The organism is Acinetobacter sp. PK01 (genome assembly GCF_022819285.1).
GTDB lineage: Bacteria > Pseudomonadota > Gammaproteobacteria > Pseudomonadales > Moraxellaceae > Acinetobacter > Acinetobacter tandoii.
Genome location: NZ_CP094643.1, coordinates 1,671,545 through 1,696,182 on the forward strand (window position 1 = coordinate 1,671,545; position 24,638 = coordinate 1,696,182).

Here is a 24,638-nt window from a genome sequence, read left to right on the forward strand (position 1 = left end):
AACTCAATACCGTCTCAAATCTCTCTTTATTTCATCCTCAACTCAACAGGTGACCACGTTCTGCTAGGACGTGGTACTGCCATAGAAAAGGATCATTATGCATTCTCAATACTACGATTATATTATTATTGGCGCAGGTTCTGCGGGTAACGTACTGGCTGCTCGTTTAACCGAAGACCCTGATGTTTCTGTGCTCTTACTCGAAGCAGGTGGCCCTGATTATCGCCTCGACTTCCGCACCCAGATGCCTGCTGCATTGGCCTATCCCTTACAAGGGCGTCGTTATAACTGGGCGTATTTAACCGACCCAGAACCTCATATGAATAACCGCCGCATGGAATGTGGTCGTGGCAAAGGCTTAGGTGGTTCATCCCTAATTAATGGCATGTGCTATATCCGTGGTAATGCCATGGACTTAGAACAATGGGCTAGCTTGAAAGGCCTTGAAAATTGGAGCTACGCCGACTGTCTGCCTTACTACAAAAAAGCGGAAACACGTGACATCGGTGGCAATGACTATCATGGTGATACTGGGCCTGTTTCTGTTGCTACACCTAAAGCAGATAACAATGTTTTATTCCAAGCCATGATTGAAGCGGGTGTACAAGCAGGATATCCAAGAACGGATGACCTAAATGGTTATCAACAAGAAGGTTTCGGCCCAATGGATCGAACCGTAACGCCGAAAGGTCGTCGCTCAAGCACCGCACGTAATTATTTAGACATGGCAAAAGGTCGAGCGAATCTAAGCATCATCACTCATGCTATGACCAATCGAATTTTGTTTAATGGTAAGCAAGCCATTGGGGTTGAATATATTCAGGGGGCAAATTTAAACAATCTGCACCAAGTCTATGCCAATAAAGAAGTCCTGCTTTGTGCAGGAGCAATTGCATCACCGCAGATTTTGCAACGTTCAGGAGTCGGTGCAAGCTCTTTGCTTCAATCACTGGATATTCCAGTCGTGCATGACTTACCAGGCGTGGGTGAAAACCTGCAAGATCATTTAGAAATGTATTTACAGTACAAGTGCAAGCAACCTGTTTCTCTTTATCCCGCTTTAAAATGGTACAACCAACCTGCCATTGGCGCGGAGTGGCTATTTAATGGGACAGGAATCGGGGCAAGCAATCAGTTTGAAGCTGGCGGCTTTATTCGATCATCTAAAGACTTTGCTTGGCCGAATATTCAATACCACTTCTTACCTGTGGCGATTAACTATAATGGCAGCAATGCAGTCAAAGAACATGGTTTCCAAGCACATGTAGGCTCAATGCGTTCGCCTTCACGAGGCCGTGTACAAGTAACATCTAAGAATCCTTTCGACCATCCAAGTATCTTGTTTAATTACATGTCGACAGAACAAGACTGGCAAGAGTTTCGGGATGCCATTCGAATTACTCGTCACATCATGCAGCAGCCTGCATTAGACCCTTACCGTGGTGAAGAAATTAGCCCAGGAAAAGATGTACAAACCGATGCTGAGTTGGATGAGTTTGTGCGTAATCATGCAGAAACGGCATACCATCCTTCTTGTAGCTGTAAAATGGGTGAAGATGAAATGGCTGTAGTCGATGGACAAGGCCGCGTGCATGGTATGCAAAATTTACGTGTGATTGATGCGTCGATTATGCCACTGATTATCACGGGCAACTTAAATGCAACCACCATTATGATGGCCGAAAAAATTGCCGATCAAATCCGTGGTCAGCAGCCTTTAGCACGATCCACTGCACCCTATTATCAAGCGCTTGAAACGACATAGTCTAGTTGATTGGATATATCGTAAGACCACATTATTAAGAGCCACTCTGGTGGTCTTATGACTCCTTTATATTTATTAGGTATCATAACTAGATATATTTTGAATATATTTTCATTCTTTTAATGGCTTAGTACTTCCGCATTATCTTTGCAGAAGTACTATGCTGTAATGACAGTAAAAAACAGGGTTATATTGGAAAAAATCTCTAGTTTATTGATTTATAGAAGAAATAAATTCACCTTAAATCACTGAAATTCATAAAAAATAAATTAACCATCACTCAAATTTATAGATATTATATCTACATTTATAATAAAAATTACTGAGTCAATACTTATTTCGTCTAAAATGGCAACCGATTGGAAATGTGTGGTTAAACTAAAAGGTACATTTTTTCTTAGTCTTAAGGATTCATGTATTTCACTCCCTCTCTTCTGAACTTTTAGTTTGCCACCATTTCCGTCAACCTCTTTTTTATTTTTGCTATTACCCTCTATTCGCTCTAAAGCGATGCAAAAACCTGCTCCCAAGGTCAAAATCGCATGAAAACTTTTTTAAAATACCTCGCGGTATTTGTCGTACTGCTTTTGCTTGCAGTATTGATTTTTTTATTCCGACCAACTGTGTCTAAAAAAATTCAAACCTCAAATAATGAACCTGTCGTTGATGCGGTCTTGGTTGGTGGCGGAATTATGAGCGCTACCCTAGGTACTTATTTGACTGAGCTTGAGCCAAACTGGCAAATTCGTATGTACGAACGACTGGATCAAGTTGCCCAAGAAAGCTCAAATGGCTTTAACAATGCTGGCACAGGTCACTCTGGCTTTATGGAAATGAACTATACCTCTGAAAAAGATGGCAAAATGGACATTACTAAAGCTGTAAAAGTTGCTGAACAGTTTGAAGTTGCAAAACAATTCTGGTCATACCAAGTCAAACAAGGTGTTTTAGGCAAACCAAATAGCTTTATTAACCCTGTTCCTCATATTGCATTTGTATGGGGTGACAACGTGAATTTCCTAGAAAAACGTTATGCAGCTATGGTTAAAAACCCAATGTTCTACGGCATGAAGTTCTCTGAAAATGCTGCCGAAATTAAACAATGGGCACCTTTGGTGATGAATGGCCGTGATGCAACACAAAAAGTAGCTGCAACACGTATGGATGTGGGTTCTGATGTGAACTATGGTTCAATCACCACACAATTGGTCGATCACCTTAAGAAGCAGTCTAACTTCCAACTGCAAACCTCAACAGAAGTAACTGGCATTAGCCAAAATGATGACAAAACTTGGACTGTATCATTCAAAAATTTGAAAACAGGTGCAACCAACCATGTCAAAACTCGTTTTGTGTTTATTGGTGCAGGTGGTGCAGCAGTTAAACTCTTGCAAATGACAGGTCTTCCTGAAGCAAAACAATATGCTGGCTTCCCTGTAGGTGGTGTGTTCTTAATGACAGACAATCCTAAGGTCACTGCTGGCCATACCGCGAAAGTCTATGGTCGTGCCGAATTGGGTGCTCCGCCAATGTCTGTTCCACATATTGATACCCGTTATATTGATGGTAAAAAATATGTGCTCTTCGGACCATTTGCGACCTATTCAAATAAATTCTTAAAGCAAGGTTCTCAGCTAGATTTATTAAAATCGACCACAAAGAACAATGTGCTGCCAATGACTGCTGTAGGCATGGAAAACCTTGATTTGGTGAAATATTTAGTGAGCCAAGTCATGATGTCTGATGAAGATCGTTTTAATGAGTTGAAAAAATACTATCCTGATGCAAAACCAGAAGACTGGCATTTGAATCAAGGTGGTCAACGTGTTCAAATCATTAAGAAAGAAGATGGTAAACCAGCCCAACTTCAGTTTGGTACAGAAATTTTCGCCTCTAAAGATGGTGCTGTAACCGCCTTGTTAGGTGCTTCACCAGGTGCTTCAACTTCACCTTATATTATGTTGAGCTTGCTTGAAAAAGCATTCCCGCAACAAGTACAAGGCCAATGGAACCCGAAATTACATGAAATTGTAAAATCGTACCAACAGGAGTTAAGCACAAACCCTGTATTGCTTGACCAAGTTCGCCATTACACTAGCACGACCCTAGGTTTGAAATACACACCTATGGCAAAAGCTGCAAATGACGAAACCGCTGCTGTAGCGAAAGCACAATAAGCCTTTCTAAAATACAAAAGGATGGACTTCGGTTCATCCTTTTGACCTTTCCCGTCGTTACTGTTTTTAATTATGTTTCTTTTACGCTCCGATGCATTTACTGCATTTCGTTTGCGCGATTTTTCCTTACTCAGTATCAATCAACTCTGTCTGGTGCTTGCTCTTGTTATGCAAGAAATTGCCATTAGTTACGCGCTTTATCAGATTACCCAAGACCCTTTAAGTTTAGGTTTAATTGCTGTTGCAGAGTTAATTCCATTTATTGGTTTTTCTTTTATGAGCGGTCATTGGGCCGATCACTATAATCGTCAGAAAATTTTACAATGCAGTTTCTGTTGCAGTTGTGCAGTTCCATTACTCTTTATTGTCCTTTTTAAAAGCTATGAAGAACAACAAATTACACAAAATTTATTATTAACAGGCATCTATTTTCTAATTTTTTGCTTAGGCGTCATACGTGGAATTTACAGCCCTACATTCAATTCATTACGCCCTTTTTTAATTCCAACTCATGCACAAGCAAATGCTGCTACTTGGACAAGTGGTATATGGCAGTTCGGAGCAATCACAGCACCACTATGTGCGGGACTTTTACTGAGTCAGTTTGGACTCAAGTTCACACTTATGGTGGTATTCATCTTTTGCTGTTTAGGAAGTGTAAGCCTTTTTCACCTTTCAAAACGTACTTTCCCAACCACATTTGAAACCAAACTTCATCGTAGTTTAAAAGAAGCATTGTACTTTATGCTGCAACAACGCGTGTTGTTTTGGAGCCTATTACTTGACCTCATCGCGGCATTATTTTGCAGCGTTGTAATATTACTGCCGATTATTACTCAAGACGTCCTACAGCTTGGTGCTGAGAGTTTAAGCTTATTAAGAGCGGCACCTGCCCTAGGCAGTTGTATTATGATATTCATTCTGCTGCATTTTTCTCCTGCGCAAAATGCTTTACGGAATATGTTGCTCATCACTACAGGCATAGCAACTTTGACACTGGTGTTTGCACTCTCAAAATTACTCTGGCTTTCGTTCATCTTGTTAATATTCATCGGTGCTTTCGACTGTATTGGTATGGTTATACGTCAACACTTATTACAACAGCTTCCACCGAAACAACTTTTAGGACGTGTCGCTGCTCTGAATGGCATATTGGTGACTTCTGGAAATCAATTAGGAGGGTTACAAAGCAGTATTATAACCCGATATTTATCCATCACACCTGCTTTATTGATTGGTGCGAGTCTTTGTTTAAGCCTCTGTTTCATCAGTTACTTTCTTACCCGAAATTTACTAAAAACATCATTAAATCATGAGAAATATACAATACTTACAACAGAAAAATAGAAGCTTACAGAGAATATGCCTATGCTTATTTTAAGCGTAATGAGTTTGGATAAGGATTGATTTTTATGGCAAAAACAACCGAATTAACCCATAGACTTTATACGCTCATGTACTTTTTAATCATCTTTCTTATATTGGCGTATTGCGTACTCAATGCAATTTATACGGTCATTATTGGTGGAACTACTTTTTATTTATTTGCCAGTTTTATTTTAACCCTTCAATGTATTTTTGCATTACGCACTTCTCTGGACAGCCGTATTTACGCCAGTTTAGGAGTTGTACTGCTTATTATTGGGCTACTATATACACATGGACTGGACTTTCTAAACCATTTAAAAGCCATTGTGTTGGTTCCTGCTTTAATTTTAACTGCCTTTGGACTAGATAATTTATATAGAAAGCCTAACAGACTTGCCTGTCTTAAAATCGGACTGGTCATCAGCTTACTGCTCGTGGCTTATAGTCAATATTATGATTTAGTTGAACTGCAAAATTATTATGACTCTTTACATAACGGGGAGACTTGGCAGCAATTTGGCGCGTTATAACAACAACTCGAACAAAAAACTCCCCTTGTTAAAATTTTACCGGCCTACTTCTGATTCATCGTGTTATTGCATACAAAAAAACCGCCTTTAAGGCGGTTTTTACTAGTCTAAAATTGCAGACCAGAGTGAATAAAATGCCTGAATCTCTGATTCTAGAAATTCATCATTTTCAGCATCATAAACAAAAGATTTTTCTTCTAATAAGTATTCGCCATCTTGTTCACTAAGATATTTTTTTAAGAAAGTTTTAAAGTTATTTGCTCGATCTGGGAAAACTTGTTCTCCGTCAAAAAAGATCATAACAACCTCGAACTGCCTAAATTAGCTTAAATTCTAGCATATATGTTGATTTTTATCAACATATGATAATTTTATGATAAATACATCACTGTTTTATAAATAAAAACTCATTAAATAGATGAAATTCATTGATAAAAATTTTGTAAAACCACAACCCCATAAATATGATTAATTTTACATATAAATAAATTAAATTGCTTTATGTATCATTATATTAATTTAATGTGATTTGTTTTGCATTTTATAGATTTACTTCTACAATGAAGAAAGGGATAAGAAAAAGAGGTTCAAAGCTCATGAATTTCGATGTATTCTTTTCTGACAAAGATCGTCATGAAGCGATTGATACAGCAAAGCAAATGGTATTTTTGCCAGAGAATTGTTATTTCCTAGAAAACCAAAGCCCAACAATAAACTTTTATCAAAATAATGATCATGAAATTTTTGCGAAAGTTGTTGTTTCATATCAAAATTGTGTAACTGAACTGATAACTGATAAACCCTTTACCTTAAAATTTCACGATAATGGAGTGCATCAATTTTGGGAATACGTAGATAATGGTTCTAAAGAGAATTGGCTCTTATGATGCAATATTTTTATCATTTAACCCTACAATAAGAAAATAAAAAGGAAACTCTCCTTTGGGGGTTTCCTTTTTTATGCGCTGCGTCTTGAACTACTAAATTATTTAAAACTTTTAATCGGCCTTATCTTAATAAAGTCTTAATAGTCAATGGTGAGCTACATTAACAATGTGAAATCTAGAAGAATAAAACAAATAGTCTATCTTCTATCTACATTTGTTTCATTTTAGAAAAAGTGCAAAACATCAAATGTAAAAAAGCCAAACACTTACACAAACTTAAGGACTCCCAAACGGATGGACCTTAAAATAGACTGAAAAATCTGTTGGTCTAAAATAATAGTCATTAAAAAACCTCGTAACTCAATGAGTTACGAGGTTGAATTTGGTGGGCCCACCCAGACTCGAACTGGGGACCAACGGATTATGAGTCCGCTGCTCTAACCGACTGAGCTATAGGCCCTATATTGTTGCAAAACCATTATATTCAATAGTTTGGCTGTGCAGCAATACTATCTAACATTTCCCTATTGAGCAAGTATTTTTTGCTTGTAGACGCATAGTAGACGCTAGAAAATATTGTGCTATATTGCTAAATATTGCAATTGATTGCGATTCTAGCGATGTCATCTCAAAGAGTAAAGCTAACAAAGACATTTATTGATCAACTCGAACTGATGCCTGCTATCTACAGAGACAGTGACCTCATTGGCTTTGCTATTCGGGTAAATAATACCTATAAAACCTATATTGTTGAGAAAAAAGTCCTTGGTAGGACTGTACGCTCAACAATTGGTCTACATGGAAATTTAACCCTAGCCCAAGCACGTCATATAGCCAGAGATAAACTTGCGCTGATGGCTCAGGGCATCAATCCAAATGAAGTTAAAAGAAAAATTATTGCTGAAGAAAAATTAAAATTAGATTTACTCAAAATTAAACCAACATTAAAACAAGCATTTGAGCATTACCTTTTATATAAAACCCTTAAGCCTAGAACAATTAAAGACTACACAATGGTTGTTGATAACTATCTAAAGGATTGGAATGACATAACACTGGATAAAATCTCCAAATCTATGATTCAAGCAAAACATTCTGAATTGTCACAACGAAGTTTGGCTCAAGCAAATATGGCGATGCGTGTTTTCCGAGCTATCTATAATTACTCAGTTGAGCATTATCGAGATGAAAATGACCAATCTATTTTGGATCAAGATAATCCGATAAATACACTGAATGCTAAAAAAGCTTGGAATAAAATTCGCAGCCGTAAAACCTATATTCATCAAGATCAACTCCCTGAATGGATTAAAGCAGTATTTGAATATAAAGACCGTGGTCAACAGCTAGAAACCAATCGGGATTTTTTACTTACCTTAGTTCTTACAGGATTTAGACGTGAAGAATGTGAATCTTTAACTTGGTCCAGTATCGACTTAAAGTATGGTCGAATCACCTTAATAGATGCAAAATATCGTGAACCATACACTTTACCTATGGGTGACTTTCTATTTACCCTCATGACAAAACGTTATGATCAAGCCACAAATGAATGGGTATTCCCTTCTGCCAAATCGACCTCTGGTCATATTGTAAATATTTCCAAAGTACGCCAGAAAATTAATAAATCCTGTGGCATTGAGTTCAGCTTCCATGATTTGCGTAGAACCTTTGGCGCTATTGCAGAAAACCTGGGCTATGATCAGTACACAATTGATCGCCTCCTGAATCACATTAATGATGATCGAGATAGAACAAGAGACTTTGTTCAAGTCAGCGACAGAAAATTAAGAGAAGCAATGAATACTATTGAAGATATTATTTTAGGTGATTACAAAAAAAGTTGAACGAAGGATACAGCTACCTTTTCTTCGCACCAAATGATAGTAAGCGAGTTACTGTTGATATGGAAAATATAGAAATTATGTTTCTATGTTACGAATAATTCTAACTCGGAGACATCCTCAGAATAGACAGCAAACAATCGGTTGATGATTTTCGCCCTTCTATTCATGTAAAAAACCATCAAATGATGGTTTTTTACGAATGAAAAAGTGACTTCCTATAGCGAGATTCGGAGACTGCTTTATAATTTCTTCCAAGTCATCATTGTCGTAGTGTTATCAGACTTTGACTTGCCGAAAACCTTCATTTGTTCACCAGTATTACTTAGGTCCGCATTAATAATATAAACAAGACCATTTTGTGGGTTAACCCATACCCCATTATTAAATTTATTTTTTGACGTTGCCTGCATATTAGTGAGGATTTCCAAACCAAACAAATATTTATTTTTTAAGGCTCCTGTACACTTCGTACAAACATCAGTGGCTGCCGTACCAGGTAATGCATACGACTTAGTGATGGCTGCACTATATTGTTGAGTTTTAGAATTCTTACGAATTGCAATTTCTGTAATGTAATTTCCTGATTTATCGTCAATTACCTTCCATGAGCCTAATAGTTGATCAACAGGCATTGCTGCTAAAAATTGAGTTGAACCTAACAATAAAGTCGAAGCAAATAAAATTCTAAATTTCATAAAATTGTCATATATTAAAAAGCCTCGGGATTATAGCAAAGCACATCCTCGATAGAATTATTATTTTAAATCATATGCATAGTTTGCTGAAATCGTATACAGCTTCGTTTTTTTGAATTTTTATAGATCTGCTTGAGCTTGTCATAGCGTATAGGAATTGCTCTAAATTAATTAGTGCTTGCAAATGCTGTATTAGTTTTTTACTCCCTGTTCTCACTCAAAAATTTCGAGTCATGTCCGAAAGATGAAATTCCATAACCATGAAAAGTACATAACCCAAACTCAACTTCACTCATTCATAAGAGCATAAATGATATGCGGTAGAGTCTGGGTTATGTCTAACGAATTACCAACCTAGCTGTTTATTCAAAGTAGCAGCATCGTAGTAGTCACCTTGATAAACAATTTTGTCGTTTTTAACACGAACAAAACTTACACCCTCAAAGTTAATTGGCTTATTTGTTGCTGGCGTATCTTTGCTCCATGCACCAGTGTTATTCCCTGTAAAGCGCCATTGGAAAGAAATACCATCTTTACTCACAATTGGAGCACTCGTCATTTCCCATTTCAAATTAGGCACAGCATTAATAAATACACTGATGACATTATCTCGTGCTGCCACTTGCCCTTTTTGTGGTGTGCCTACCGTAGCATCATAAAATACACCATCTTTAGCAAAATAAGAGGCTGCTTTGTTGGCATCATGTTGATTCCAAGCTTGCATATATGATGTAACGATTTGCTTAGGTGGTACAGCTGCATGAACAACTGTGACACCAGCCATCGCAGGAACTAAAATAAGCGCTTGTAAAATATTTTTCATGTATATTCCCTTCTGAAAAAATATGTTAATAAATGATGATTGCAGGTGCATCATGCGGAAAATTAATCTTCGTAAGCACTCATCACATGTTTAATACGGGTATATTCTTCAAAGCCGTAGCTTGATAAATCTTTGCCATAACCTGACTTTTTAAAACCGCCATGTGGCATTTCAGCAGTAAGCGGAATATGGGCATTGACCCAAACCGTACCAAAATCTAAATCGCGGCTAAAACGCATACTACGGCTGTGATCATTGGTCCAAACACTTGAAGCAAGACCAAATTCAACATCATTGGCTTTGTCTAATGCGTCTGCTTCATCTTTGAAGGTTTGAATCGTCACAATTGGTCCAAAAATTTCATTTTGAATGGCTTCATCGTGCTGTTCTAAACCACAAATGATGGTCGGCTCGAAATAGAAACCAGAGTACTGAGTCACTTGTTTACCACCTGTGACAATTTTGGCATGCGCTGGTAAGCGATCTAAAAAGCCTTTTACATGTACAAGCTGACGTTGGTTATTAAGTGCGCCAAATAAAGCTGTTTCGTCATCTGGCAAACCGCAATGAATTTGCTTGGTTTTAGCAACCATTTTTTCCACAAATTCATCAAAAATACTTTCTTGGACTAAAACTCGTGCTGCTTCGGTACAGTCTTGTCCTGCATTAAAGAAACCCGCTACGCTGATTGCATCTGTTGCTTTTTCTAAGTCAGCATCTTCAAATACCAGTACAGGTGCTTTGCCACCAAGTTCCAAATGCGCTTTTGCTAAATTACTTGCAGCAGAGGCAGCAACTTGAAGTCCTGCACGCACTGAACCTGTAATTGAAACCATTGCAGGTACTGGATGTGAAACAACTTTTGAACCTGCATCTGCCAAACCTAAAATGACGTTAATGGCACCTTTAGGGAAAAACGGAGCTGCAATTTCAGCAAGTTGTAAAGTACTATTTGGGGTGGTGTCACTTGGCTTTAATACAACGGTATTACCAGCAGCTAAAGCAGGCGCAATTTTCCAAACTGCCATTAATAATGGGTAGTTCCATGGTGCAACTTGGCCTACCACACCAATAGGTTCACGACGGATACTTGAAGTAAAACCATCTAAATACTCAGCAGTTGCCTTCCCTTCTAAGCAACGAGCCGCACCCGCAAAAAAACGGATATGATCAACAGATGTTTTTATTTCTTCTGCGGCGATCATGTGTTTAAGCTGACCTGTTTCTATACTTTGCGTCTCTACCAGTTGTTCTGCATTTTTTTCTAATGCATCCGCAAAGTCCAATAATGCCTTTTGACGCATTGAAGGTGTTGAACGTCTCCAAACTTTAAATGCAGCTTTTGCGCAATCGTAGGCATAATCTACATCTTGCTGTGTCGCATTTGGCGATTGTGCATAAATCTGACCGTTCACAGGGCTAATTAAATCAAAGAATTCAACCCCTGTTGTTTGAACAAATTCACCGTTAATAAAATGCTTTAATTGTTTAACGTGCATTTGAACAAATCCATTCGCCTGTCCTAAATTTTCACCAATATGTAGGTCTGTCATGCAATTTCCTTATTCAGCAATTTAAATAAAATATCTATCTATTCACCACAACTGCTTATTTATTATTTATGATTTTTTTTGTCAAGAATATTTTAAACACAAGCTAAGACAAACCTATCCTAAAATTATAATTAATATACTTACATTTTTTCATTTTAACTTTACATTTTTATTTTAACTTTACATTTTTACATAATGTAAATTTACTTCAATATATTGATTTATTTAAGTTTAATTAAAAAAATAAAATAAAACAATCAACAAACATTATATAAAAAACAACATAATAATACGGCAAAAAAATTATTTTAAAAAAAATTGGCTCCTGCTCCAATTAATAAATTGGCTCTCGTTTGTAATTATAAAAAAAGACAAATTAGACTACGTAGATGTATAGTGATTTGAACCTTTAATATCAGGGAATAAATGATATTAGACCTCAAATCATAGAAAATGGATTTCATTTAAAATCAGGAAATTTTATTGATCTTCATCAAAGGATTAAATTTTCTAGATTCAAATTGAAAACCTTTTATACCCAAAATATTCCACGCTCCCAAAACAGGATTGGGAAAATTTTAATACTTAGGTATTGAACTTTATTGCTAAATAAGGAAATTGCATGAATGACCTTCCTATAGGTGAAAATGTAGGACAAGAAACGAGTTCTTCGTCTGTCCAAAATTCACAATTCGAACGATCAATTGGATTGATCTCTAATTTCTCACTTGGTTTTACCTATTTATCGCCTTTAACTGCTGTTTACTCACTCTTTGCCCTCGCGATTACACTTGCTGGCCCTCCATCAATTTGGTGGATTATGATTGCTGCTTTTGGTCAATTATTAGTTGCAATCGTATTTGGTGAAACAGCTTCACAATACCCTATTACAGGTGGACTTTATCCTTGGGCTAGACGCCTATGGGGGAGAAAATATGCATGGATGGCTGCATGGGTTTACCTTTGGGCATTGGTCGTAACTGTGACTTCTATTGCTGAATATAGTGCAGGATTTGTTGCCTCATTATTCCAATATGAACCAACAGCAATGAATTGCTTACTCACGACCATCGTATTGTTAATCTTATGTATGGTTGTAAATATGTCTGGCACCAAAAACCTTGCACGTGTTGCTCGAATTGGTTTCTGGTGTGAAATAGTGAGTGTAATCGCGTTGGGGATCTACTTATTGATTTTCCATCGTGCTCAACCGTTCTCTATTGTATTTGACACTATGGGCGTTCTTGCACAAGATGGTTCATACACCACAGCTTTCTTCTCTGCTTCGCTACTTGGCTTATTCATGTTCTTTGGTTTTGAAGCCTGCGGTAACGTCGCTGAAGAAGTCAAAAATCCAAGCCGCCAAATTCCAGTGGCAATGATTTTGAGTATTGTATTCGGTTGTATCTCTGCAATGGTTTCGGTATTGGGCTATTTACTTGCATCACCAAACTTACAAGCGATTGTAAATGGTCAAGTGACTGATCCTATTCCATTTATTTTACGTGATGCATTAGGTACGCATGGCGCAAATCTGTTTATTGTGATTGCCATTATTGCGATGCTCTCTTGTATCTTGTCTTTACAAGCTGCATTAAGCCGTCTTTTGTTCTCGTTCGCACGCGACCAAATGCTGCCTGGTAATAAATGGATTGCAAAATTATCGAAGCAAAATGTACCTGATAACGCAATGATTCTAAGCTGCTTATTGCCTTTAATTTTCTGTGTTGTGGTGTATTTCTCACCCGATAACTTGGCGCGAATCACTGCCTTTGCTGTCATCGGTATTTATGTTTCTTTCCAAATGGTTGTATTTGCTGCGCTGAAAAACCGCTTAAAAGGCTGGAAACCTGCGGGCGAGTGGAGTGTCGGTGCTTGGGGCTTGCCAATCAATGCTCTGGCTCTGGCTTATGGTGTAGTTGCAATTTATCTACTTGCTCAACCTGCCGATGTCCCTTCTTTCTTTGACCGTTGGATTGTACTGATTGGTTTAGGTTTCGTAATTGTCAGTGGTTTGCTCTACATGTTTATTGCAAAACCTTATGGCAAATCACAAGCACCTGAAAATGATGCTATTGCACATGCGGCTGAACTACGCCAAAAACGTAATGCAGCTTAATTCTTCTTCATAAGAAGCAAGGTAAATCCATCATTCAACCGTAAAACTTGCCTTTATAGCGTGTTGAAAACACATGTTCAGAGCGTGGTAGCTAAAGAAATGAGTTCTTTGAATACTGCGCTCTATAGACATTTATACCTTATTTACAGCTTTTTAAGTCATGGATGACTTTTCCAAATGATTTAAAACGATTTACAGGTTTTAATACATGGACAATCGCAGTATTAACATTCGCAAACTCACATTAGCGCAAGTCATTATTGTGGGTATTGCTTATATGACCCCAATGACTGTTTTTGACACTTTTGGGATTGTGTCGGACATTACCAATGGTCGAGTTCCTCTCGCCTACTTGTTTGCCCTCTTCGCTATGTTACTCACAGCATTCAGTTATGCCCGATTAAGCCAGCAAACTGAGCGCCCTGGTTCTGCCTATACCTACACCGCTGAAAGTTGTGGAAATTCAGCAGGTTTCTTTGTTGGATGGTGTTCATTATTAGACTACATTCTGCTGCCTTTGATTAATGCCTTATTGGCTGGAATTTATCTACATGCCTTAATGCCAGCAATACCTTATGCGGCATGGGTATTTGTTGCGGCAGGATTGGTCACTTTAGTAAATTGTTTTAGAATTCATATCCTTGCAAACCTTTCCCTCCTTTTTGTATTCGTACCATTAATCTTACTTGTCGTTTTTATATATCTGGTGATTAGTGGCATTGGTTCTAATGGCTATGAGCATGTACTAACTTTAAAACCATTATTTAATGGTGATACCAGTATTGTGCCATTAATTACAGGTGCATCTATTCTGTGTTTCTCATTTTTAGGTTTTGATGCTGTAACAACACTATCTCATGAAACTAAAGATCCCAAAAAAACCATTCCTCGCGCTGTCATGTTGACCACATTATTGGGCGGATTTATCTTCATTTCGGCATCATGGTTTATTCAGCTTTACTTCCCTGATAACGCCCGTTTTAAAGACCCAGAAGCGGCTTTACCAGAAATTGCTTTATATGTAGGCGGTGCCTTATTCCAAGCATTATTTTTGGTTGGACAAATCATGAATACTGTTGCCTCTGGATTAGCTTCTCATGCTAGTGCAGCACGCTTAATTCATATCATGGGTCGCGATGGTATTTTCCATAAAGGCATTTTTGGTTCTGTGAACCATAAATTAGGTACTCCTTTATATTCTGTGCTCACGATCGGTATGGTTTCTATGACAGCGATGTTTTTAGATTTATCTACTGTTCTGAATTTAATCAGTTTTGGTGCCTTAATTGCATTTACGGCTGTGAACTTCTCTGTATTTATGAAGTTTTATATACATGAAAAACAACGTTCAGGCTTTAAATCATTCTTCTTAAATCTTTTTTTACCCGCGTTATCAGTACTATCCCTCGTTGCAATGTGGCTCAATCTTGAGTCCAGTGCACTACATTTTGGTCTCGGCTGGCTAACTGTGGGTATCGTGTTGTTTGTGTATAAGAAAGTTCGCAAACAAAGTATCGTCCTGAGCAATGCTTAAGCTTATTTACCAAATTTAAAAAGAGAGTTCCATATGTCTATCGAAGTGACTAAACCCATTTTACTCAACGATGTCACATTTAAAGCCAGCCAATATCAACAAACTGGTAAAGAATGGAACTGGATTGCAGCTTCACGCGGTCAGTTCGAACATCCTGCCAACTACTATGAAAGTTCATTGCAAGATTGGCATACTTTTAATGTACTGAATGCAAATATCGAGTGTGATGTGCTTGTGATAGGAGGTGGACTATTAGGAACCTCGACCGCACTGCATTTGGCAGAACAAGGTGTAGATACGGTACTGGTTGAAAAAAACCGCATTGGTAGTGCCGCTTCTGGGCGTAATGGTGGACAACTCACTCCTGGCTTGGCACGCTGGGAGGCCGAGACCATGGCAGAGCACTTCAGTTTTGCAGATGCAAAAAAATTGTGGCACTTTACCTCTACAGAAGCGATGTCATTAATTGACAACATTAGTGAAAAATATGACCTGAGTTTGCAACGCAAACGCGGTCATATCACGGCTGCGGTTCATTCAGGACATTTAGATGCTTTACGTGAAGGTATGCAAGCACGTGAATATTTAGAAGAAAAAAATACGTCCATGCTTAGTCAGGATGAATTGCATACGCATATTCGTTCTGAAAATTATTTTGGTGGCTTGTTGGATCATCTCGGTGGTCATATTCACCCCCTAGCATTGACCCGTGGTTTGGCTTATGGTTTTTGTCAAAATGGTGGCAAAATTTATGAGCAAACTGAAGTGCAGTCTATTCAAGAACGTGCAGATGGTATTTATGTTACGACAGCGAATGGCGTGATTAAAGCACGTAAAAGTGTGGTGATGGCGGTGCATCATGCGTCGTTTACACTATTGGAAGAACGTAAACAAACCACTATTCCTTTTTATACCTACGTATGTACCACAGCACCGTTGGAACTTGATTTAAAAGAATTGTTACCAACTGATATGCCTGTTTATGACACGCAGTTCCAGATCGATTATTACCGTGGTGTATCTCAAAACCGTTTATTATTTGGGGGTGAAGGCACAGGTTCTTGTTGGGATGCACAGCAAACTCATGACTATTTATTGGGACGTATTAAACATGTATTCCCTCAATTAAAGCAGGTTGAGATTGACTTTGTTTGGAGTGGAAAAACGGACTTAACCGTGAATGGTGCAACCGATAGCCGTAAGTCTGGCAATAAATTTCCAATTTATGCAGTTCACGGTTGGAGTGGTCATGGAGTGGCGCAAACAGTACGTATTGGTAAAGCCATTGCCGACGATTTCTGTGGTCAATCGGATGACTTTGAAATGCTGACCAAAATTCAGCACATCAATATTCCAATGGGTCGTACCTTAGCACCGATTGTGATTCCAATTGCCAAAAGTATGTATGGCATTGGAGCCATGATTAATCCAGGGAAAATGGTGTCTTTCTAATTCATTTTAAGATCAGTTCAAAGGCTGCCTATGTGCAGCCTTTTGATTTAAAGAGTTGCACATCATGCTCTTCTGTAAAAAGCTCATCTATTAATTTACTTAATTACCCTAAACGAAACTTATCAAAACGATAAGACTCAAAAATTTAAATAGACATTTTTTAATTATAGCCTTAAGGTTTAACCGATTTCTTTTTTCGATAATCTAAATAAAATTCAATTGAAGACCAAATGACAACCAATAAAAAAAAGAAAAATACCAACAGAAAAGCGGAAAAATACATCATCTTGTTCAATCCTAAACTTGCTTTGGTAAAACGAAAGATATCTAGTGAAGTCCCATTTCATCTACGACAAAAGTCTAATATGGTTTAAATGTAATGAATAGTGATTTTTCCAATAAATTAAGACTTTTTTTCAATGAGTTGATAAGTAAAATCAATAAATAAGCTAATTTATTTGCATAAGCACAACACCATTACAAAACAGAAAAAGTTCAAATATACATTTGTATTTTATATGCGCAATTACATCATTCCAGCCATTGACCTTATTTTGAAATAGGCAGACATTAGCAGGCTTGATTAACCCCATAACATTAAGATCCGCTATGTTAAAAAAAATGATTGGCGAATCCGCATTTAAACTTGCGGGCTGGCAATATCACGTAGAACCGAATACCCTCGAAAACAAACAAGTAATTGTAGGTTTTGAGCACACATCAATGATGGATGCTGTTTTATCTCTTGCCTTATTCCAAATTTACGATATTAAAATTCATACACTTATCAAAAAAGAATTGTTTAAAGGCCCTTTAAAACCCTTGTTAGAAGCGATTGGTGGCATCCCTGTCGACCGCAAATCGAACCAAGACATTGTGGGACAAATGGTCGACCTTTTTGCTTCTCATGAAAAATTTAATTTGGTCATTGCACCTGAGGCAACGCGAGCAAAAAATGGTGAAGCGCGCAAACCTATCCGCACAGGCTTTTGGCATATTGCTAAAGCTGCCAATGTGCCTATTGTATTGATGTATGCCAATTCACAAACCAAACAAGGCGGTATTTTTGGTAAAATTTACCCTACAGAATTGCACCATGACCTTGCTTTAATGCAAAAACTCTATAAAGAAAATGTGGGATTGGAAATTATTATTCCTGAACCCAAATAGCACCGTTCAATTGTTTAAAAACTCAAACTTAAGCCCTTTCTCTGAAAAAAGGGCTTATGGTAGAATCTGCTCAATTTGATTTGGCATAAAGCCAATCTACAAGGAGCATATTTCGCATGGCGGGTCATTCCAAGTGGGCTAATACTAAGCATCGTAAAGCAAAACAAGATGCGAGCCGCGCTAAAGTATTCACAAAATTCATTCGTGAAATCGTTACAGCTGCCCGTTTAGGCGGTGGTGATGTTGCATCTAACCCACGTTTACGTGCTGTCGTTGAGAAAGCATTAGTCGCAAATATGACACGTGATACTATCAACCGTGCAATCCAGCGTGGTGTTGGTGGTGAAGAAAATGCTGATTTAAAAGAGGTCACTTACGAAGGTTATGGCGTAGGTGGTGTTGCTGTAATTGTAGAAACAATGACTGACAACTTAAACCGTACTGTGCCAGATGTTCGTCACTGTTTTTCTAAAACCGATGGCAACTTAGGTACCAATGGTTCAGTGGCATTCTTGTTTACTAAACGTGGCGAAATTACTTTTGAAGATGTTTCTTTAGAAGATAAAATTATGGATGTCGCTTTAGAAGCAGGTGCGGAAGATATTGAAGTGACTGAAGATGAAATCCTAGTCATTACTACACCTGAATCGTTTGGTGATGTACAGGATGCTTTGACTGCTGCTGGCTTAAAATCTGACAATGCTGAAGTCGTGATGAACCCTTCAACTAAAGCATTGATTTCTGATATCGATCAAGCGAAAAAAATCGTGAAAATGATTGATATGTTTGAAGACTTAGATGACGTGCAAAACGTTTATACGAACGTTGAATTTACAGAAGAAGTTTTAGCTCAGCTAGATGAGTAATCTTTCAAGAAATAAAAAAACGCGCTGATAAGCGCGTTTTTTTATTGATGAATACACATGGTATTGCTTATATCAGCGATTAAAATGACATTAAAAATTTTGAAAGTTTAAACCTTATTCAATAAACCACGACAGTTAAATACATTGTATTCCTTAATGACGAAGCTCGAATGTAAAGCAACAACGTGCTCAATTTTACCAATTCGATTGAGAAGAATTTGACTGTAATTTTCCATATCACGTGCAATCACTTCCACAATAAAATCTGCGGACTGCCCTGTGACTAGAAAAGCATTAATCACTTCTGGAATACTTTCCAATTCTTCTAAAAATTTGGAAAAGGTATCGGAATCGTGCTTACTTAAAGAAACTTGCAGTAATACATGTAAGCTAAAACCCAGTTTTTGATAATTGATGTCTCGACGTACATTGGTCATGACATTGGTATCAATCAAATGTTTAATACGGCGATGAACTGAGCTGACCGAAAGATTAATTCGCTCTGACAGTTCATTCAGATTCACATCTTCATGGGTTAATATTTCCAGAATCTGTTTGTCAAAGCGGTCTAATTCCATCACTGGCTCCAAGATAAAATAATAAAATACAGATAAGAACACATGGAAGAATTATTTGAATTATGCAAGATACGTGTTCAATATCTAAGACGATTATTTCGTTTATTCCACTAAAAATAAAGTCATGCATACTAGATATTTTTATCAGGCATTAGATTTATAGAAATTTAATGCCATAAATGTCCTTGAATACAAATTAAAAATTATTCAAGGGTGATCATTACACATCTTTTTTCAATGAGTAATACAGCAAAGATTACATACCACGCCAGTCTACACGCGCATTACGTTCAGTATAATATATACGCTGTACATATTGCCCTAAAGGTAAATCCAAAAGTTGATGCTTGAAGATATAAAAATCTTCCGAACTTCCTGAAATATAGTCTTCTTCACGTTCCCAAGGGGTTCCCGCTATTTCCAATAAGGGTGCTAGCATGGAACAGACCGAAATATCTGCAAACCCTAAACGCTCACCCACAAAATAACGTCCATCATTTTCTAATAATTTCTGATTCAATACACTAATGAGCTGTTCCATCTGATGCTTAGAATATTCAACTTTTTCGGCATCAAGCTGGTAGCTCTTAGACACCAGTGTTCTTAAAATAGGTTTAGAAAATTTCTCAAATTGGCGCAGATAACCTTTTTCACCAATCATAATGTCTAAAGTTTCATCACTTTCCGATAGACTTTGTGCTAACCCCCAACGGCGTACATGTAAGCCAAGCTCGGAAGCCAACGCATTAATTTCTAATGCAGCTTCTCTTAAATGTGGGTCTGCACGTAATAAAGCATGTTCAGGATAAGTTTGATCTAAATACAGTGCAATTTGTGTTGAATCTGCAACCCAATGTTCGTTGTCTCGTAAAATCGGAAGTTTATTTTGTCCTGTTTTAAGTTGGGCAAAAGCACGATGCACACCAGGTATTAAATTCTGTGCAACAAAATCAAGTTGTTTATGATCGAGTAACCAGCGAGCTTTCTCACAATAATGAGATAAAGGAAACTGGTATAAAATTCGCATAAACACTCCTAAAGCTGATCGGAACATTGATTTTTGAGAAAACCAACGCTTTCAGTCTGTTACTTTAGTCAGTCAAAGCCAGAAACACAATGTCATTTTTATCCCAAAATAAATATAGCTGAGCCTTGTACGGTTATATAATTTTGTGGCTTAAATATCTTTAAACAAGATAACCCGCTACTTTAAATTCAATATCCGAAATTTCAAAATTTAAATTATTATTTAAAATCAATTATTTGACTTATCTGTTTTTATTCAAACTTTACCACTTTAAGTTTTAAACATTGTTTTTCATAAGTACATAGAAATCAGTCAGTTAATTTTTTAAAGCTGAGATATTAACGTTTTGACATTGTTTCGAAGGTGTCATCATGGCTTATATCAATTCTAAAAACATACAGATCATCAAAAATGATCAGGATGCAATTAATGCAGCTTACCAAGTTGCAGATTTTGCACTCGAGGAAAGAAATGTTCGAGATCAAACCCGTACATTACCTTTTGCAGAAATTGAACAATTTAGCCAAAAAGGCTTAGGCGGTTTAAGAATTCCCAAACAATATGGCGGTGCTTATGTTTCCAATAAAACACTGGCACGCGTATTCCGTATTTTGAATAAAGCCGATTCGAGCATCGGGCAAATCCCTCAAAATCAAATTAGCTTACTTTATCTCATTGACTTGATGGGCACAGAAGCGCAAAAGCAGTTCATTTTTCAAGAAATTTTAGCAGGAAAACGCCTTGCCAATGGTGGTCCTGAGCGCCATACCAAAGACTCTAAAACACTCAATACCATTTTGAGTATTGAAAATGGCCACTACTATCTTCAAGGTGAAAAATTCTATTCCACAGGCAGCAGCTTCGCGCATTGGTTAGCCATTAAAGCCATTCATCCTGAAGGTCATGTAGTACTCGTCATCGTAAATCGTGAAGCGCAAGGCATTGAAGTCATTGATGATTGGGATGGTTTTGGACAACGTACAACATCGAGTGGCTCAGTCCGTCTGAACCATGTGGAAATTGATCCTTTCCTGATCTTTGATGAACGTCCTTTAACGGCAGCACCTACCTATCGTGGTGCTTATTCGCAACTGTTACAAGTCGCGATTGATGTCGGCATTGCTGAGGCTGCCTTTGAAGATACGTTGGCAACCATCAAAAAGGCGCGTCCAATTGTCGATGCCCAAGTGGAAAAAGCCAGCTTTGAACATTACACCCTACAAGAAGTAGGCAAACTGCAAATTCAACTTGAGGCCGCTATTTTACTGCTCGATGAAGCCGCAGAGTATTTAGATGAGTTAGATAAGCTTGAGAGTGTAACCGATGAGCAAGCTGCACGTGCCTCTATTCTCGTCGCTGAAGCCAAAATTTATGCCAATGATGCGGCACTGAATATTTCTGAAAAACTGCTCGAACTCGGGGGCAGTCGTTCGAGTTTAAGTCAATTCAATTTAGATCAGCACTGGCGTAATGCACGTGTGCACACCTTACATGATCCTGTGCGTTGGAAACTGCATGCGCTAGGTGATTATTACCTGAATCATAAATTACCTGCCCGCCATGCATGGATTTAAGGAGAATAACATGACTTCATTTCAAAGTATTTCCCCTGCACAGGCAGCACAACTTGCACCTGCACATATTATTCAATCCGATGCCGAAGCCTTAGAAATTGCGTATACCTTGGCAGAACAATTCAAGCACAATGCGATTCTGCGCGATGCTGAGCGCATTTTGCCTTTTGATGAAATTGAAGCTTATAGCCAGTCTGGACTTTGGGCCATTACGGTACCTAAACAATATGGGGGTGCTGAAGTTTCGAGCTATACCGTGGCGCAGATTATTGCCCTTATGAGTGGTGTGGATGGTTCAATCGGTCAGATCCCACAAAATCATTTCTACGCCCTTGAAGTACTGCGTAATACAGGTACTGAACAACAAAAACAAAAACTGTATCAGGAGGTATTGCAAGGTGCGCGCTTTGGTAATGCGCTTGCAGAATTTAAAACTAAGAATGCCGCACAAAAACAAACTGCAATTTCTCCGACAGCAAATGGTTTTATCGTAAATGGTGAAAAATTCTACTGCACTGGCAGTTTGTTTGCACATCGTATTCCAACTTTGGTCAAAGATGCCCATGATCGTGAATTTCTGGCCTTTATTCCGCGTAACAGTGAAGGCTTGGAGCTGATTGATGATTGGTCGGGATTTGGACAACGCACTACAGGCAGCGGTACGGTTAAATTCCATCAAGTCTTTGTTGCTGCAGAAGATGTAATTCCTTTCGATCAAGCCTTTCAACAGCCTACTTTGGTTGGACCTTTTGCCCAAATTATGCATGCGGCAATTGAAACAGGCATCGCCCGTGCTGCTTTTGAAGAAACCTTGATTCGCGTTCGTCAAGCCCGTCCTTGGATTGATTCAGGTGTAGATGCTGCAACCCAAGACCCACTCACCTTATTAGAATTAGGTCGTGTCGTGGCAGATGTTCGCGCTAGCGAAGTGTTATTAAAACAAGCTGCTCGCTCTATCGATGCCGCCAAACCGCAACCCACCGAAGACAGCATTACTCAAGCGTCTTTAGACGTTGCCAAAGTACGTGCCCATAGTAGTGAAACAGCACTTAAAGCATCGTCCAAACTGATTGAACTGGCAGGTAGCCGTGGTAGCCAGCGTGTAGATGGTTTAGATCGTTTCTGGCGTAACGCCCGCGTGCATACCCTGCATGATGCGGCACGTTGGAAGTATTACTTCATTGCCAATTACACTCTCAACGGCATTCGCCCTCCACGTCGGGGGACCTTATAATGACACAACAAACGCAAAAAAAGATTATTTTAAATGCCTTTGATATGAATTCGGTTGGGCATATCAATCATGGTTTATGGACACATCCGCGAGATCAATCGCACCGTTTTAATGAACTCAGTTATTGGACTGAATTGGCACAAACCTTAGAACAAGGCTTATTTGACGGTCTATTTATTGCCGACATTACGGGTGTTTATGATGTCTATCAGAATGGCATTGATTTAACTCTGAAAGAATCGATCCAGTTGCCTAGTCATGATCCAAGTACCTTGGTTTCAGCTATGGCTGCTGCAACTCAACATTTGGGTTTTGGTGTTACGGTTAATTTAAGCTATGAAAATCCATATCAATTTGCCCGTCGTTTTGCCAGTTTAGACCATTTAACCCAAGGTCGTATCGGTTGGAATATTGTGACTGGCTATTTGGATAGCGCAGAACGATTGGTGGGACAAAAAGGCCTAAAAGAACACGACTTGCGTTATGCCCAAGCCGAAGAATTTCTTGAGCTTTGCTATAAGTTTTGGGAAGGCTCTTGGGAAAATGACGCGGTATTGAAAGATAAAGCACAGCGTATTTTTACCGATCCCGCTAAAGTACATGCCATTCAGCATCAGGGACAGTTTTATCAAAGTCAAGGGGTGTTTCAAGTCTCTCCCTCACCACAGCGTACCCCCGTTTTATATCAGGCAGGCGCTTCGCCACGTGGTTTAGCATTTGCGACTCAACATGCAGAAGGTATTTTTATTGGTGGAGATCGACCAGAGAAGATTAAGCAACAGGTCGATAAAATTCGTGCCCTCGCAGTTGCTCAAGGTCGAGATGCAAATAACGTTAAAATCTTTGTTGGCATTACTGTTGTGACTGCAGAAACGGATGCATTGGCTCAAGAAAAATTGGCTGAATATATCCGCTATGCCAGTCCTGAAGCGGGTTTAGCACATTACTCCAGTTCGGTAGGCATCGATTTATCCAAATTTGCTGATGATGAAGCGATTCCTTATCAAAAAACCAATAGCATTGCCTCAGTCAATCAAAAGTTTAAAGAACAAACCATTACACGCAATGACTTAAAAGCACAGCATGTCTTGGGTGGACGTTATCCCCTCATTATTGGAAGTGGCGCGGCTGTGGCAGAACAACTGATTCGGTGGATCGATGAAACAGGCATCGATGGCTTTAATCTGACCCGCACGGTTGCCCCAGAATCACATCAAGACTTTATTCGCTATGTCATCCCTGAATTGCAACAACGTGGGCGCTACAAAACAAGCTACAGCGAAGGCAGTTTAAGACACAAACTATTTCAACAAGGCGACCATCTTGCCGACCATCATCCTGTACAGCAGTTCCGATGTTTAAGCTCAAATTCGTCTCCAGACTTAACCACACATTCAGAAAAACAGACAGCTTAACAGCTGTAAATTTGAAAATACGAG

General features: G+C 38.4%; 21 protein-coding genes and 1 tRNA gene. 14 read left to right on the forward strand and 8 right to left on the reverse strand.

Annotation, left to right across the window (positions count from 1 at the left end):
• Positions 1-97 precede the first annotated feature (97 nt).
• On the forward strand, positions 98-1,765 hold the full coding sequence (gene betA / locus MP622_RS08000; RefSeq protein ID WP_243793353.1) for a choline dehydrogenase: 1,668 nt from the start codon (positions 98-100) through the stop codon (positions 1,763-1,765).
• Between the two features lie 269 nt (positions 1,766-2,034).
• Here the strand turns inward: betA and MP622_RS08005 are convergent, their stop codons facing one another.
• Entirely contained in the window at positions 2,035-2,295 is a 261-nt protein-coding gene (locus MP622_RS08005; RefSeq protein ID WP_026440967.1) for a hypothetical protein, read from the reverse strand.
• A 12-nt stretch (positions 2,296-2,307) separates the two neighbouring features.
• Here MP622_RS08005 and mqo point away from each other — a divergent pair, with 12 nt between their 5' ends.
• From mqo to MP622_RS08020, 3 genes are all read left to right on the forward strand, one after another.
• Entirely contained in the window at positions 2,308-3,942 is a 1,635-nt protein-coding gene (gene mqo, locus MP622_RS08010) for a malate dehydrogenase (quinone) (protein WP_243793355.1), read from the forward strand.
• A gap of 72 nt (positions 3,943-4,014) precedes the next feature.
• Entirely contained in the window at positions 4,015-5,289 is a 1,275-nt protein-coding gene (locus MP622_RS08015; RefSeq protein ID WP_151504029.1) for an MFS transporter, read from the forward strand.
• Between the two features lie 65 nt (positions 5,290-5,354).
• The gene (locus MP622_RS08020; protein WP_104440795.1) at positions 5,355-5,840 is read left to right on the forward strand and encodes a hypothetical protein; all 486 of its coding nucleotides are present in this window, start codon (positions 5,355-5,357) and stop codon (positions 5,838-5,840) included.
• Between the two features lie 102 nt (positions 5,841-5,942).
• On the opposite strand, the gene MP622_RS08025 is transcribed toward MP622_RS08020, so the two are convergent.
• Positions 5,943-6,140 (reverse strand): hypothetical protein, encoded by a 198-nt coding sequence (locus MP622_RS08025; RefSeq protein WP_016167557.1) that lies wholly within the window; start codon positions 6,138-6,140, stop codon positions 5,943-5,945.
• Positions 6,141-6,436: 296 nt separating this feature from the next.
• On the opposite strand from MP622_RS08025, the gene MP622_RS08030 reads away from it, so the two are divergent.
• Positions 6,437-6,727, forward strand: coding sequence for a hypothetical protein (locus MP622_RS08030; protein WP_044739493.1), 291 nt, complete (start codon positions 6,437-6,439; stop codon positions 6,725-6,727).
• A gap of 383 nt (positions 6,728-7,110) precedes the next feature.
• Here the strand turns inward: MP622_RS08030 and MP622_RS08035 are convergent.
• A tRNA-Ile gene (locus MP622_RS08035) sits at positions 7,111-7,187 on the reverse strand.
• A gap of 160 nt (positions 7,188-7,347) precedes the next feature.
• On the opposite strand from MP622_RS08035, the gene MP622_RS08040 reads away from it, so the two are divergent.
• Complete coding sequence (locus MP622_RS08040) at positions 7,348-8,574, forward strand: site-specific integrase (protein WP_243793357.1); 1,227 nt, start codon at positions 7,348-7,350, stop codon at positions 8,572-8,574.
• 239 nt (positions 8,575-8,813) lie between these two features.
• Here MP622_RS08040 and MP622_RS08045 read toward each other — a convergent pair whose 3' ends face one another.
• The 3 genes from MP622_RS08045 to MP622_RS08055 all read right to left on the reverse strand — a co-directional run bounded on the left by MP622_RS08045 (position 8,814) and on the right by MP622_RS08055 (position 11,591).
• The gene (locus MP622_RS08045) at positions 8,814-9,269 is read right to left on the reverse strand and encodes a DUF2147 domain-containing protein (protein ID WP_016167542.1); all 456 of its coding nucleotides are present in this window, start codon (positions 9,267-9,269) and stop codon (positions 8,814-8,816) included.
• A 346-nt stretch (positions 9,270-9,615) separates the two neighbouring features.
• Positions 9,616-10,092: an ester cyclase gene (locus MP622_RS08050; RefSeq protein ID WP_044739491.1), complete on the reverse strand. Its 477-nt coding sequence runs from the start codon at positions 10,090-10,092 to the stop codon at positions 9,616-9,618.
• Positions 10,093-10,154: 62 nt separating this feature from the next.
• Positions 10,155-11,591, reverse strand: coding sequence for a gamma-aminobutyraldehyde dehydrogenase (locus MP622_RS08055; RefSeq protein ID WP_243793488.1), 1,437 nt, complete (start codon positions 11,589-11,591; stop codon positions 10,155-10,157).
• A gap of 676 nt (positions 11,592-12,267) precedes the next feature.
• Between MP622_RS08055 and MP622_RS08060 the strand changes: the two genes are divergently transcribed.
• The 5 genes from MP622_RS08060 (at position 12,268) to MP622_RS08080 (ending at position 18,786) form a co-directional block, all read left to right on the forward strand.
• Complete coding sequence (locus MP622_RS08060; protein WP_151504063.1) at positions 12,268-13,764, forward strand: APC family permease; 1,497 nt, start codon at positions 12,268-12,270, stop codon at positions 13,762-13,764.
• Between the two features lie 208 nt (positions 13,765-13,972).
• The gene (locus MP622_RS08065) at positions 13,973-15,298 is read left to right on the forward strand and encodes an APC family permease (RefSeq protein ID WP_016167538.1); all 1,326 of its coding nucleotides are present in this window, start codon (positions 13,973-13,975) and stop codon (positions 15,296-15,298) included.
• 33 nt (positions 15,299-15,331) lie between these two features.
• The gene (locus MP622_RS08070) at positions 15,332-16,750 is read left to right on the forward strand and encodes an FAD-dependent oxidoreductase (protein WP_171284943.1); all 1,419 of its coding nucleotides are present in this window, start codon (positions 15,332-15,334) and stop codon (positions 16,748-16,750) included.
• A 609-nt stretch (positions 16,751-17,359) separates the two neighbouring features.
• Entirely contained in the window at positions 17,360-17,920 is a 561-nt protein-coding gene (locus MP622_RS08075; RefSeq protein ID WP_044739488.1) for a 1-acyl-sn-glycerol-3-phosphate acyltransferase, read from the forward strand.
• Positions 17,921-18,036: 116 nt separating this feature from the next.
• Entirely contained in the window at positions 18,037-18,786 is a 750-nt protein-coding gene (locus MP622_RS08080) for a YebC/PmpR family DNA-binding transcriptional regulator (RefSeq protein ID WP_016167535.1), read from the forward strand.
• A 107-nt stretch (positions 18,787-18,893) separates the two neighbouring features.
• Here MP622_RS08080 and MP622_RS08085 read toward each other — a convergent pair whose 3' ends face one another.
• On the reverse strand, positions 18,894-19,364 hold the full coding sequence (locus MP622_RS08085; RefSeq protein WP_116762633.1) for an Lrp/AsnC family transcriptional regulator: 471 nt from the start codon (positions 19,362-19,364) through the stop codon (positions 18,894-18,896).
• A 256-nt stretch (positions 19,365-19,620) separates the two neighbouring features.
• Positions 19,621-20,391, reverse strand: a complete 771-nt coding sequence (locus MP622_RS08090; protein ID WP_016167533.1) for a glutathione S-transferase family protein — start codon at positions 20,389-20,391, stop codon at positions 19,621-19,623.
• Between the two features lie 371 nt (positions 20,392-20,762).
• Between MP622_RS08090 and MP622_RS08095 the strand changes: the two genes are divergently transcribed.
• The 3 genes from MP622_RS08095 to MP622_RS08105 are packed head-to-tail and all read left to right on the forward strand — an operon-like array spanning position 20,763 to position 24,614.
• Positions 20,763-21,965, forward strand: a complete 1,203-nt coding sequence (locus MP622_RS08095) for an SfnB family sulfur acquisition oxidoreductase (RefSeq protein ID WP_243793358.1) — start codon at positions 20,763-20,765, stop codon at positions 21,963-21,965.
• A gap of 10 nt (positions 21,966-21,975) precedes the next feature.
• Positions 21,976-23,199 (forward strand): SfnB family sulfur acquisition oxidoreductase, encoded by a 1,224-nt coding sequence (locus tag MP622_RS08100; protein WP_243793360.1) that lies wholly within the window; start codon positions 21,976-21,978, stop codon positions 23,197-23,199.
• Positions 23,199-24,614, forward strand: a complete 1,416-nt coding sequence (locus tag MP622_RS08105) for an LLM class flavin-dependent oxidoreductase (protein ID WP_243793362.1) — start codon at positions 23,199-23,201, stop codon at positions 24,612-24,614. Before MP622_RS08100 ends, MP622_RS08105 begins: the two co-directional genes overlap by 1 nt.
• Positions 24,615-24,638 lie beyond the last annotated feature (24 nt).

Excerpts from the sequence above, each read along its gene's own strand:
- betA (WP_243793353.1), top strand. The coding sequence starts at position 98 with ATGCATTCTCAATACTACGATTATATTATTATTGGCGCAGGTTCTGCG.
- mqo (WP_243793355.1), top strand. The coding sequence starts at position 2,308 with ATGAAAACTTTTTTAAAATACCTCGCGGTATTTGTCGTACTGCTTTTG.
- MP622_RS08015 (WP_151504029.1), top strand. The coding sequence starts at position 4,015 with ATGTTTCTTTTACGCTCCGATGCATTTACTGCATTTCGTTTGCGCGAT.
- MP622_RS08020 (WP_104440795.1), top strand. The coding sequence starts at position 5,355 with ATGGCAAAAACAACCGAATTAACCCATAGACTTTATACGCTCATGTAC.
- MP622_RS08025 (WP_016167557.1), bottom strand. The coding sequence starts at position 6,140 with ATGATCTTTTTTGACGGAGAACAAGTTTTCCCAGATCGAGCAAATAAC.
- MP622_RS08030 (WP_044739493.1), top strand. The coding sequence starts at position 6,437 with ATGAATTTCGATGTATTCTTTTCTGACAAAGATCGTCATGAAGCGATT.
- MP622_RS08040 (WP_243793357.1), top strand. The coding sequence starts at position 7,348 with ATGTCATCTCAAAGAGTAAAGCTAACAAAGACATTTATTGATCAACTC.
- MP622_RS08045 (WP_016167542.1), bottom strand. The coding sequence starts at position 9,269 with ATGAAATTTAGAATTTTATTTGCTTCGACTTTATTGTTAGGTTCAACT.
- MP622_RS08050 (WP_044739491.1), bottom strand. The coding sequence starts at position 10,092 with ATGAAAAATATTTTACAAGCGCTTATTTTAGTTCCTGCGATGGCTGGT.
- MP622_RS08055 (WP_243793488.1), bottom strand. The coding sequence starts at position 11,591 with ATGCACGTTAAACAATTAAAGCATTTTATTAACGGTGAATTTGTTCAA.
- MP622_RS08060 (WP_151504063.1), top strand. The coding sequence starts at position 12,268 with ATGAATGACCTTCCTATAGGTGAAAATGTAGGACAAGAAACGAGTTCT.
- MP622_RS08065 (WP_016167538.1), top strand. The coding sequence starts at position 13,973 with ATGGACAATCGCAGTATTAACATTCGCAAACTCACATTAGCGCAAGTC.
- MP622_RS08070 (WP_171284943.1), top strand. The coding sequence starts at position 15,332 with ATGTCTATCGAAGTGACTAAACCCATTTTACTCAACGATGTCACATTT.
- MP622_RS08075 (WP_044739488.1), top strand. The coding sequence starts at position 17,360 with ATGTTAAAAAAAATGATTGGCGAATCCGCATTTAAACTTGCGGGCTGG.
- MP622_RS08080 (WP_016167535.1), top strand. The coding sequence starts at position 18,037 with ATGGCGGGTCATTCCAAGTGGGCTAATACTAAGCATCGTAAAGCAAAA.
- MP622_RS08085 (WP_116762633.1), bottom strand. The coding sequence starts at position 19,364 with ATGGAATTAGACCGCTTTGACAAACAGATTCTGGAAATATTAACCCAT.
- MP622_RS08090 (WP_016167533.1), bottom strand. The coding sequence starts at position 20,391 with ATGCGAATTTTATACCAGTTTCCTTTATCTCATTATTGTGAGAAAGCT.
- MP622_RS08095 (WP_243793358.1), top strand. The coding sequence starts at position 20,763 with ATGGCTTATATCAATTCTAAAAACATACAGATCATCAAAAATGATCAG.
- MP622_RS08100 (WP_243793360.1), top strand. The coding sequence starts at position 21,976 with ATGACTTCATTTCAAAGTATTTCCCCTGCACAGGCAGCACAACTTGCA.
- MP622_RS08105 (WP_243793362.1), top strand. The coding sequence starts at position 23,199 with ATGACACAACAAACGCAAAAAAAGATTATTTTAAATGCCTTTGATATG.